Here is a 10,777-nt window from a genome sequence, read left to right as displayed (position 1 = left end):
CGAAGGGCGCGAGCGACGAGGATATGGCAAAGGTGGAGGCCGACATCCTTCGTGCGGAGCGGAGATCCATGGTGCTGAGCATCGTCAGGGCGGGAGTTCCTGTGGCACTGGGGATTCTCGTTTTCATCCTCGCCTTGGTTGTCATCGGGACCATCCGTAGGCAGCCCGATATCCGGAGCGGACGTGTAGCCGAGAAGAGGGTGGACGAGGTCCTGCCCGAGGAGGCTCCGCCGAAGGAACTCGTCCGGGCACGTGCCGAGGAACAGAAACGGGCGGAGGTCAAGCAGAGTCTGGACAACCTCGCCAAGAGCAAACCGGATGAGGTGGCGGCCTTGATCCAGGGTTGGATGGCCGAGGAATGAGAGGTGTGGGCGGATGGCCGGTCCAGACACAGCCATGAGTGGCCGGCGAAAGGCAGCCATAGTCCTGGTCACCATGAGCTCCGAGGCGGCGGCTGAAGTGCTCAAACACCTGCGTGAGGCAGAGATAGAACAGCTCACGCTGGAGATCGCCACCCTCGGCAAGGTGGCCCCTGCCCAGAAAGAGGCGGTGGTTTCAGAATTCTATCAGCTCTGCCTTGCCCAGGAGTACATAGCTCAGGGTGGGATCGACTACGCCAAACAAATACTGGAGAAAGCTCTCGGCTCTGCCCGGGCGATGGAAATCATCAACCGCCTCTCCGCCAGCCTCAGAGTCACCCCGTTTGATTTTGTGAGGAACATCGGCGCGGACCAGCTTTCAGGCTTTATCGAAGGTGAACACCCGCAGACCATAGCCCTGATCGTCGCGCACCTGAGGCCGGACCAGGCAGCTATGGTGCTCTCAGCCTTGTCCCCCGAGCTTCAGGCGGACGTCGCCTCGAGAGTCGCACTCATGGAAGGAACCAGGCCCGAAGTGGTCAAGGAGGTAGAGTCCATCCTCGAGCGCAAACTGACCTCTTTCGGAACACAGGAATTTGCCGCGGCTGGAGGTGTGAAGTCCCTGGTGGAGGTCCTCCAGAATGTGGACAGATCCACAGAGAAGGTGATCATCGAAAGGCTCGAGGAGGAGAATCCAGCCATAGCGGAGCAAGTGAAGAACCTCATGTTCGTCTTCGAGGATATCGTGCTCATGGACGACCGGTACGTCCAGATGGTGATCAGGGAGGTTGACTCAAGAGACCTTGCCCTGGCGCTCAAGGTGGCCAGCGACGAAGTGAAGCAAAAGGTGATGAAGAACATCTCGGAGCGTGCAGCGCAGATGCTTCAGGAGGAGCTAGAATACCTGGGCCCAGTCAGGCTGCGCACCGTGGAAGAGGCGCAGATGAAGATAGTGTCGATCATCAGGCGGATGGAGGAGGCCGGGGAGATCGTGACGGGCCGCGGGAAGGAGGACGAGATGGTTGTCTAGCGTCATCAAGCGCACATATGTGCAGCTGGAATCCAGCCACTCATCCTACCTGGTGCCGTCGGCCATGCCCGTCTTTGATGACAGGAATGGTTGCGGTCGCCCCACGGAGGCGGACTCTTGCCAAGCCGCAGACCAGCCAGAGACCAAGGCCCAGCGACTCATGGAAGAAGCGAAGGCCCGCGCGGCCTCGCTCGAGCGCGCCGCATGGGACCGGGGCTTTGAGGCGGGAAAAGCCGAGGGTATTGAGACAGTACGCTCCGAGTACTCATCACTCCTCGACCTCATCGGGAGAATGGCGGATGAGATTCGCAGCCGTGCTGACAGGCTTGTGGCTGAGTCAGAACGGGAAATAGTCAGGCTCGCCACTGCGGTTGCTGAGAAGATCGTCAGACACGTCATAGAGACCGACCCCGACGCCACCTTGGAGATCGTACAGGAGGCGATACGGAGAGCACAAGGGGCCAGGAGTCTGGTGGTGAGGGTCAACCCCGAGGATCTGGAGATGCTTGTCATGCGCCGCGCCGAGCTCATGGACCTCGTGATCGACGCGAAGAACCTCAAGATCGTCGAGGATGCCAGGATCGGACGGGGCGGATGCGTCGTGGAGATGGACACGGGAGCAGTGGATGCCAGGATAGATGAGCAATTCGCCGAGATCGGGCGCGCCTTCGCAGAGGAGTTGTCGCACAATGGATGAGCCCGCTTGCACACTCGACTTGAGCCGGTACTATGCCCGGCTTGAAGCCGTGGATCCCATTAAACAGAACGGCAGAGTCGCGCAGGTGATCGGGCTCGTGATTGAGTCAAACGGACCCAAAGCTCAGCTCGGTGAGGTGTGCTATGTATACCCACGCACATCCAGCAACCCTGTAACCGCTGAAGTGGTGGGGTTTCGCGAGGGCAAGCTGCTTCTCATGCCTCTTGGGGAGATGGGAGGCATCGGCCCGGGAAGCGAGATCGTGGCTGGGGGCAAGTCGTTCTCCGTCCGGGTGGGGGACGGTCTTCTTGGAAGGGTCATCGATGGGCTAGGGAATCCCCTGGACGGGCTCGGGCCAATCAGGACCGTCGCAGAGTACCCCGTTTCCAATCTGCCGCCGAACCCCCTTTCTAGGCCGCGCATTACCGAGGTGCTGCCTTTGGGCATTAGGGCTGTGGACGCCCTCGTTACATGCGGGTACGGGCAGAGGATTGGGATTTTCGCAGGGAGTGGCGTCGGCAAGAGCACGCTTCTGGGGATGATCGCTCGCAACGCCAAGGCGGATGTGAACGTGATCGCCTTGGTCGGGGAGAGGGGCCGCGAGGTCCGGGAGTTCATCGAGCGGGATCTGGGCCCAGAAGGGCTCGCGCGGTCAGTGGTGGTCTCGGCCACTTCCGACAGGCCTGCGCTGGTCAGGCTCAAAGGAGCAATGGTGGCTACGGCCGTCGCAGAGTACTTCCGCGACCGCGGGCTGAACGTGATGCTCATGATGGACTCGGTTACCAGGTTCGCCATGGCTCAGCGCGAGGTCGGTTTGGCCATAGGAGAACCTCCTGCCACCAAAGGGTACACCCCGTCCGTCTTTGCACTCCTCCCCAAGCTCCTGGAACGCTCTGGAACGAGCGAGCGGGGGACGATCACAGGCCTCTACACTGTACTGGTGGATGGGGATGATCTCACGGAACCCATCGCGGACGCGGTGAGGAGTATACTCGACGGACACATCGTGCTCACAAGGCAGCTCGCGGACAAGAACCACTACCCCGCCGTGGATGTGCTCAAGAGCGTCAGTCGGGTGATGGACGGAATCGTATCTAGCCAGCACCGTGCGGCGGCGCGGCGCTTTCGAGACCTGCTGGCCACCTACAGAGAAGCTGAGGATCTGATAAACATAGGGGCCTATGTCCGCGGAAGCAACCGCAAGGTCGACGAGGCCATTGACGCCATAGACCACCTCAACGGTTTCCTCTGCCAGGACGTGGAGGAGATGGCGGACTTCGACGATGTGACGGGAAGACTCGTAGAATTGGCCGGTGAGGAGTGAGACTGTGGGAGGATTCCGTTTCCGGCTCGAACCAGTGCTCGAATACAGGAGACGGAGAGAAGACCATCTCAGGCAGGAGCTAGCCAGCGCGAGAGCGACAGAGCAGCGTGCCCGGGAGAGGCTTTCCAACCTGAACTGCGCCTTCTATGAGAGCACCAGGGACATGGCAGGAGTGCAGCGATCCCAGATCGATGTCGCTGAGGTGAATGCGTGTCACAACTACCTTGCGCGCCTCAAGGAAGCCATAGCACACCAGGCTGACCTCGTCACAAGACTCCATTCGAGGTCCGAGGAGAAGCGGTCAGAGGCAGTCGACGGGATGAAGGCGCGGAAGGTTGTAGAGAAGCTCAAGGAGAGATCGCTCGAGCAGTATATGACTGAGTGCAAGCACACAGAGCAGAGGAACAACGACGAACTGGCCACGATGAGGTACAAGGGAGCCCCGGGGGGCGGTAACCCCATGGTGAGGTGAGTCTGCACCACGTGGCCTTCGAAGAACCTAAGAGAAAGGAGGTGACAGGATGACAGTAGCACTAGGCATCGACACCATGAACCAGACTGCCTGGGGGAAGCCTTCGGCACCATGCCGTGGCCCGATGGCCCCCGGGATGGAAGTGGAGAGCCACCGTGATGAGTTCGGGGCGCTTCTCAGTGACCTCACGGTCTCCATGGAGGAGGGAGTGGACGACTGGGGCAGCCCAGCCCAGATCGAGGCCTGCGCGGCGGCAGGTGTCATGGCAGCCAGTATGTTGGTCCGGTCCAATGCTGAGCTTCCCAGCACCCGCCCACAACCGTCTGCCGACGCGGTACCCCGCCGCCCAAATGCAGGCGGTGAAGAGGACACAGCCATAGCTGGCGTCACAGGAGTCGCCGGTCCGGCGGGCACCCATAGAGCATCTGAGAGTATTCATTTGTCGCGGGCAGCCTGGGTGCCAGAAGGAGCCCGTTCGATTCCTCAGTCCGGTTCCCCGCTCCGTCCTCTACCAGACGCGGGCGGTGGTGGAGACGTCCAGGCTCCCGGCGACGGTGTCCAGGAAGCCCGGGACGACACACGGATTGCCGGAGGTGACATCCCTGCTGCCAGGCAAGATATCCAGACTGCTGAGGACCCTGTCTGGCCTGTCAATGCGAGTACGGCCAGGTCTGTGTCCCGTCCGAAGCGGACTGCAGACAGCAATGGACCAGGGACTACCCGGGCCCATGATATGGATGCTGAACTGGACGCTCGTGTTGATGAGGCCGGAATGAGTCTCGGGGAACGGCAGGTGCAACCTCCGGACGACAGGCGGCCTGCGGCGTGGGCGTCCTCCACTAGGGCGATCAGCAGCCGGAATGGGGATGATCCCGAACTCGAGACACCCAGGGGCCAGAGGGAACAGAGATCGAACGGTGCTGAAGTACGTGTGTCTGTGCCAGTATCGGCGCGTTCGCCCGAGCCAGGGCGTGTATTTGCACTGCGCGAAGAGCATTCGAGCACAGATACCGTGCGAGTTCAACCGCAGACCGAGTCCGGCGCTCAGGCCGAGCCGAGAGTGGCGGTTCCGCCGGGCAGCGGCAAGGTAGCCTGGCCGGGAGCGTCTCGACAAGCTCGTGGAAGCGTGCTGAACCAACCCTCTGCCATGCGTGAGTCCCCTGATGCGATCCAGCGGGAGGCCGAAGGTGGGGCGTCCGAAGGCACGACAACCGGAAGCGCGATATCCGATGGGCCATCAGAGCCACCCGAGCCAACTGAGCGGCCTGAGCGGACTGAGCTGCCTAAGCCTTCCAGACGGCTCGAATCGAACGAACCGTCCGAGTTGTCCAGGCCGCGGGCGGGATCCGCTCCCGCCGATCAGGGTAGGGGCAGCCGAGTTAGCGAGAACCGGGCTGAGCGCACTCTGCTCGACGGCGTGTCATCCCGGCAGCGACCTGAGGTTGCTGTACGGGTTGCGACGGAGGCCGCCGCACGCGATGCCCAGCCGCTGACCGGGGAGGTGATCGAGCCCAAGACCGGATCGCGAACTGGGTCGTCGGCCAGACCGCAGACTGGACCCTGGATGCAGCCTGGGACGGAGCCGAGGATAGAACCTGCGATAGAAGCACGGCGAGACCTCTCTCGGGGCGCCTTGGACCTTCGAGATCTGCTGGGCCGCATGACGCTGGACGCGGGGGCGGGGAACAACGTGACGGCAGGGCCTCGCGGCCTCACACCGGATTCCCGAAGGGACTCGAATGAGGCCTGGCTCGAGACGGTTCTGCCTGGCCAGGGAGTAACGCCAGAGCCGGTGGTGGACGGGACGCGTGTTCTAGATCAGCCGGGCGCACACGCGGTGAGCCTGGAAGAGGACATCGAGCCGAGTTCCGGGGAGACAGAGAGGTGGCTGAAGCTCGGCGCCAGCAAGACCGGCGGACATTCGCACGACGGGACGCCCGAGGCCGGCCTTCCGGGGCGGAGCGAGACGAAGCCGACAGCGGTGAGGCCAGGACCTGAGAATGACCAGCCTAGCCGGAACGAGTACATAGGCAGACAGCCTGTCAGATCAGGGAATCCTCCAGCCGGGCTCACCACCAGGACAGTCGGCGCCGGGAGGCACAACGAACCGCTCGCGGCATTGCCCGATGCCGGCTTGACGCAGAGCCCCTGGTCCGAGGCTCCGCTACGGCGACGGCAGGCCCTCGAGCAGGCGGCCGCGAGAGACTCGGAGAGGCCTCACATACTCCTCTCCCGAGACTCCCGGAATGAGCCTGAGCGCGAGTTCGCCAAAGTCGGGGGCGAGCCGAGCACGAAGGAATCCGGACCAGGCCCGGATTCAACGGTGGACTTCTGGAAGACGCGGACACCGTCTGAACCACAAAAGGTGTCTCTGGACGTTCGGATAGAGGTGACAGAACCGAAGCCTGCTCTGGGGCAGGGACCTGAGCCTGCCGCGGGGACGTTGCCCGATGCCGACGGGAAGGCAGTGATCTCCGAAATCGTTACCCAGGCCAGGATGAGGTTATCACAAGACGGCGGCGAGTTCGTAGTGAAGCTGGTTCCCGAGAGCCTGGGCGAGGTCGAAGTGAAGGTCAAAGTGGCCGGGGATGTCTGCACAACCTCGTTCAAGGTGGATAACCCGGAGGTCAGGCGCTTCATCCAGGAGCACTCCACAGAGCTCGTTCGGGCCTTCACTGATCAGGGCATGGACCTGGGCGGCCTAAATGTGTCTGTAGGCTCCCAGTCGGAGCGGGGCCGGGACTGGGCCCAGCCTTTCGCGCACACCCCGTTCCCGCACGATCCGGTGCACACGAGGGGCGAGGTCTGGAGGCCCCGGACGGCGCAGCTCGCACGCACCGGGCGGATCGACTACATTGCATGACCGAATGATGAAGGAGGTGGAATGACCATGTATGTGACGAGGTCAGAGACAGTCAGCACCTATTCGTCCGCGCAGCCTGGAAGGTCAGGGTGGGATCTCGGCAAGAACGAGTTCCTTCAACTCCTGGTGACTCAGCTTCGCAACATGGATATCTGGAATGGGTCCTCGAACCAGGAGTTCATCGCCCAGATGGCCCAGTTCTCAACATTGGAGGAACTGCAGAACCTGAACGCGGGCATGCGGGCCGTGATGACTCAGCAGCTGATCGCAGAGGCCAGCTCAATGGTGGGCCGGAAGATAGAGGCAATGCCCCCCGGTTACCAGACACCGATCAAAGGGAATGTGGATGCGGTCGAGGTCATAGGAGGAGTCCCTTACCTGCGCGTAGGAGAACACAGGATCAACATGGGACACGTGACACGGATATCACAGGGGTGAAGGGCGATGGTTGACAGGATCCCAAGAGTGACTGCAGGGGCGAAACCGGTTGGGCAGCCTTCTCCCATCCGTGAACGCCAGGTGGCACCGGGGATGGATTTCCGCGGCGTGCTTGCGGAGCAACTCGGCGCGGGCCAGATCAAGTTCTCAGCGCACGCGCAGGCCCGGATCGGTGCGAGGCAAATACAGCTCGGCGGGAATGACCTGGCGAAACTCAAGGGCGCGGTCGATCGCGCGGCCGCGAAAGGGGCTCGAGAGTCGCTGATCCTCATGGACGACAAGGCGTTCGTGGTTAGTGTCAGGAACCGGACAGTGATCACGGCAGTGGACGGAGAGAGTATCCGGGAGAACGTCTTCACGAACATAGACAGCGCGGTGATTGTGTGAGGGGCCGGACCTCTATGAGGGAGCCCCGGGCCGTCTCCGACTGAGGCGGCCGAGAAGCGCCAGCACGAATGGAGGTCAGATGAAAGATGATGCGGTCGATGTTCGCCGGTGTCTCCGGAACCCGCAGCCACCAGTTGCGGATGGATGTCATCGGCAACAACATAGCTAACGTGAACACCGTAGGTTTCAAGTACGGGAGGGTTACTTTCCAGGATGCCCTGTCCCAGACCCTGAGGGGTGCCGTTGCGCCGAAGGAAGGTGTCAAAGGCGGAATCAACCTGATGCAAGTGGGCCTGGGGGTCATGACCCGGGCGATCGACACGGTGTTCACCCAGGGCAACATGGAGGGCACTGGGAAGCTGACGGACATGGCGATCCAGGGGAACGGGTTCTTCGTGGTCCGCAACTCGGCGGGAAGCCTCCTGTTCACGAGGGACGGCGCGTTCTCCATCGACGCTGGAGGCCAGCTCACCCACCCGTCCACCGGGTTCCGAGTGCAGGGCTGGATGGCAAACTCGTCAGGATCAATAGATACCAGCCAGCCGTTGCAGGCTTTGAGCATACCACTGGGCCAGAGCATGACTGCCAGGGCCACTGCCAAAGTGGGGTTCGTGGGCAATCTCGATGCAGAGGCGACAGACGGCGGAACATGGGCCACGGCTGTGCCGATCTACGATTCCCTGGGAGTGCAACACTCCATCACTGTGACCTACACCAAGCAGGCATCGCCGCCTGACAATACGTGGGCGTGGTCGGCCGAGTTCGGTGATCCTGCCACCACGATCGGTTCCGGGACTGTGACCTTCACACCTGAAGGCCGGGTGGACTCCGTGGTGGGGACGACCATCAGCTTCAATCCCGGCAACGGCGCAGCTCCGGTCAGCATCGAGGTGGACTTCGCGGCTCTGACCCAGTACGGGCAGGGATCATCGGTAAACTGGAGTTACCAGGATGGATTTCCTGCGGGATCTCTCGAGACCTTCAACATAGACGACACCGGGGTGATAACCGGAGTGTATTCCAACGGACAGTATGAAGTGCTCGGGCAGATAGCGGTGGCGTCTTTCGCGAACCCTGAAGGCCTCTCGCGTGCGTCCGCCAACATGTTCGCGGAAACCACCAACTCCGGGAATCCACAGCTAGGGGTGGCAACCCAGGGAGGCCGGGGTTCAATCCTCGGTGCGACTCTGGAGATGTCCAACGTGGACCTGGCCCGGGAGTTCACCGACATGATCATCACTCAGAGAGGGTTCCAGGCGAACTCGAGGATGATCACCACTGCCGACGAGATGCTCCAGGACCTACTCGCACTCAGACGCTGACCGCCCAAGTAAGGGAGTCGTGTGGCCGGGCGGGGTGGGGCTCCGTCTCGCCCGGCGGCAAAAGGGGGTGTGCAGGGTGATCCGTGTTACTAAGCTCAATGGCGTACAGGTCTACGTGAACGCGGAATTCGTCGAGACTGTCGCGGCGACACCTGACACCGTGATCACCCTGACCAACGGTTCCAGAATCATAGTGTCCGAGCCGGTGGAGCAGGTGGTGTCGGAGATCATCCGGTACCGGCGGCGTGTGAACCGAAGAGCAGTAATTGTGGAGAGATGGGCCGAGTAGCGAGGTGTCACGATGGACGCGGCGACCATCGGAGGGTTCCTCCTCGGAATAGCGTGCATAATCTGGGCGCTCATCGACGGCGGGGCAGGTCTCAGGCCGTTCTGGGACCTGAAGTCCCTTCTCATAACGGTGGGAGGAACCTTTGCCGCAGTCACAATGAGCTTCTCCCTGGCACAGGTGAGCGGGGTGCTCCGCATAACCAGAGTGGCATTTACCTCCCGTGAACGAGATCCCCTGGACGTCATACAGAGACTCGTCTCTCTGGCTGAGAAGGCCAGGCGGGAAGGCCTTCTCGCCCTCGAGGACAGCGCAACTGAGGAAGCGGACGAGTTTCTCAAGCGCGGAATTCAGTTGGTAGTGGATGGGACAGATCCCGAGCTGGTCCGGGACATCCTCGAAACCGACTTGAGTTACCTCGAGGATCGGCACAGAATCGGCAAGAGAGTGTTCGACTCGATCACCGCATACGCGCCTGCGTTCGGCATGATAGGGACCCTCATCGGTCTCGTGCTCATGCTGCGGAAGCTTGACGAACCGAACACCATCGGCCCGGGGATGGCGGTCGCCCTGGTCACAACCTTGTATGGCGCACTCATTGCGAATCTGATCTCGAGCCCAATCGCGACCAAACTCGAGCTGAAAAGCCTTTCAGAGGTGCGGGAGAAGGAGATGATGCTGGAGGGGATCCTCTCGATACAGTCTGGCGAAAACCCCCGCATAGTGGAGGAGAAACTTCGAGGCTTCCTTGCCCCTAAAGACCGGCGAAGGGCGGAGGTGCTGGAGGAAGCGAGACGTGCCCAAAGACGTCAAGGGCCCGCAACTGAGCAAGTCGAAGGGAGGGCAGCGGCGAGGTGAGGCGGCGCAGGCAACCTGAGCAGTCCGCGCAGAACGCGGCGTGGATCACTACTTATGCCGACATGATGTCACTGCTTCTGGCTTTCTTCATCATGCTCTTCGTTTTTTCCACCGTGGACATAGTGCGGTTTCGAGAGGCAGTGATCTCGCTGCAGGCGGCGTTGGGTATCCTGACGGGCGGGCCCCGGTTCCTGGACCCGGGCGAGCTCCCTAACTCGGTTGAGAGCCCATCCCAGCTGGACACTGACACGAGTCAAGTCGACGAGCTGATGGAACTCAAGACAAGGTTACAGAGCTACCTTCACCAGGAGGGGCTGGATAGCAGGGTGCACATCGAGTTGAACCGCCGTGGACTTCTCCTTCGGTTCACCGACACGGTCCTGTTCGACTTGGGGAAGGCGGTTCTCCGTCCAGATTCGCGCAAACTTCTCGCGGGTCTGGTGAAGTTCATTGCCCCCATCCCCAACCAGATCATAGTAGAAGGCAGTACCGACGACATACCTCTTCGGGAGAATGCGGAGTATCCCACCAACTGGGAGCTCTCCACGGCCCGGGCTACGACGGTGGTCAGGTACCTCGTGGAGGAGATGGGCCTGGAACCTCAGAGGTTGTCTGCGGCAGGCTACGGAGAGTACCGTCCGGTACTCCCGAACACATCCGATTCCAACCGGGCGCAGAACCGGCGGGTCGACATAGTCATCGTGGCAAGGGACGAGAACGACGTGCCTGGGAGGTGAAGAC

Annotated in this window: 12 protein-coding genes; all 12 read left to right on the top strand. The window is 61.6% G+C overall.

Going from position 1 to position 10,777, the window contains the following annotated elements; translation table 11 throughout:
- A partial coding sequence (locus tag NUW23_06305; GenBank protein ID MCR4425790.1) for a hypothetical protein occupies positions 1–362 on the top strand: 362 nt, incomplete at its 5' end.
- Positions 363–375: 13 nt separating this feature from the next.
- Positions 376–1,389 (top strand): flagellar motor switch protein FliG, encoded by a 1,014-nt coding sequence (gene fliG, locus NUW23_06300; protein ID MCR4425789.1) that lies wholly within the window; start codon positions 376–378, stop codon positions 1,387–1,389.
- Positions 1,382–2,086 (top strand): FliH/SctL family protein, encoded by a 705-nt coding sequence (locus tag NUW23_06295; protein MCR4425788.1) that lies wholly within the window; start codon positions 1,382–1,384, stop codon positions 2,084–2,086. Before fliG ends, NUW23_06295 begins: the two co-directional genes overlap by 8 nt.
- Positions 2,079–3,410 (top strand): flagellar protein export ATPase FliI, encoded by a 1,332-nt coding sequence (fliI, locus tag NUW23_06290; GenBank protein MCR4425787.1) that lies wholly within the window; start codon positions 2,079–2,081, stop codon positions 3,408–3,410. The genes NUW23_06295 and fliI overlap by 8 nt, the downstream gene beginning before the upstream one ends.
- Before the next feature lie 4 nt (positions 3,411–3,414).
- Positions 3,415–3,882 carry a flagellar export protein FliJ gene (gene fliJ / locus NUW23_06285; protein ID MCR4425786.1) on the top strand — a complete coding sequence of 156 codons (468 nt, stop codon included), beginning with the start codon at positions 3,415–3,417 and terminating at the stop codon, positions 3,880–3,882.
- Positions 3,883–3,931: 49 nt separating this feature from the next.
- The gene (locus NUW23_06280; protein ID MCR4425785.1) at positions 3,932–6,745 is read left to right on the top strand and encodes a flagellar hook-length control protein FliK; all 2,814 of its coding nucleotides are present in this window, start codon (positions 3,932–3,934) and stop codon (positions 6,743–6,745) included.
- 27 nt (positions 6,746–6,772) lie between these two features.
- The gene (locus NUW23_06275; GenBank protein ID MCR4425784.1) at positions 6,773–7,183 is read left to right on the top strand and encodes a flagellar hook capping protein; all 411 of its coding nucleotides are present in this window, start codon (positions 6,773–6,775) and stop codon (positions 7,181–7,183) included.
- A 6-nt stretch (positions 7,184–7,189) separates the two neighbouring features.
- Positions 7,190–7,570 (top strand): hypothetical protein, encoded by a 381-nt coding sequence (locus tag NUW23_06270; protein ID MCR4425783.1) that lies wholly within the window; start codon positions 7,190–7,192, stop codon positions 7,568–7,570.
- Positions 7,571–7,656: 86 nt separating this feature from the next.
- Positions 7,657–8,892, top strand: coding sequence for a flagellar hook protein FlgE (locus NUW23_06265; protein MCR4425782.1), 1,236 nt, complete (start codon positions 7,657–7,659; stop codon positions 8,890–8,892).
- A gap of 76 nt (positions 8,893–8,968) precedes the next feature.
- Positions 8,969–9,181, top strand: coding sequence for a flagellar FlbD family protein (locus NUW23_06260; protein MCR4425781.1), 213 nt, complete (start codon positions 8,969–8,971; stop codon positions 9,179–9,181).
- Positions 9,182–9,193: 12 nt separating this feature from the next.
- Positions 9,194–10,036 (top strand): motility protein A, encoded by an 843-nt coding sequence (locus NUW23_06255; GenBank protein ID MCR4425780.1) that lies wholly within the window; start codon positions 9,194–9,196, stop codon positions 10,034–10,036.
- Positions 10,033–10,773, top strand: coding sequence for a flagellar motor protein MotB (locus NUW23_06250; protein MCR4425779.1), 741 nt, complete (start codon positions 10,033–10,035; stop codon positions 10,771–10,773). The genes NUW23_06255 and NUW23_06250 overlap by 4 nt, the downstream gene beginning before the upstream one ends.
- Positions 10,774–10,777: the final 4 nt, after the last annotated feature.

The organism is Bacillota bacterium, from assembly GCA_024655925.1.
In the GTDB taxonomy this organism is placed as follows: Bacteria; Bacillota; DTU025; order DTU025; family JANLFS01; genus JANLFS01.
Note: the sequence above shows the minus strand (reverse complement) of the source record. Positions and strands in the feature narration are given on the sequence as shown.

What these genes read in the sequence shown, in the direction of transcription:
- NUW23_06280 (MCR4425785.1), top strand. Translation starts at nt 3,932, where the DNA reads ATGACAGTAGCACTAGGCATCGACACCATGAACCAGACTGCCTGGGGG.
- NUW23_06275 (MCR4425784.1), top strand. Translation starts at nt 6,773, where the DNA reads ATGTATGTGACGAGGTCAGAGACAGTCAGCACCTATTCGTCCGCGCAG.
- fliG (MCR4425789.1), top strand. Translation starts at nt 376, where the DNA reads ATGGCCGGTCCAGACACAGCCATGAGTGGCCGGCGAAAGGCAGCCATA.
- NUW23_06265 (MCR4425782.1), top strand. Translation starts at nt 7,657, where the DNA reads ATGATGCGGTCGATGTTCGCCGGTGTCTCCGGAACCCGCAGCCACCAG.
- NUW23_06270 (MCR4425783.1), top strand. Translation starts at nt 7,190, where the DNA reads ATGGTTGACAGGATCCCAAGAGTGACTGCAGGGGCGAAACCGGTTGGG.
- fliI (MCR4425787.1), top strand. Translation starts at nt 2,079, where the DNA reads ATGGATGAGCCCGCTTGCACACTCGACTTGAGCCGGTACTATGCCCGG.
- NUW23_06255 (MCR4425780.1), top strand. Translation starts at nt 9,194, where the DNA reads ATGGACGCGGCGACCATCGGAGGGTTCCTCCTCGGAATAGCGTGCATA.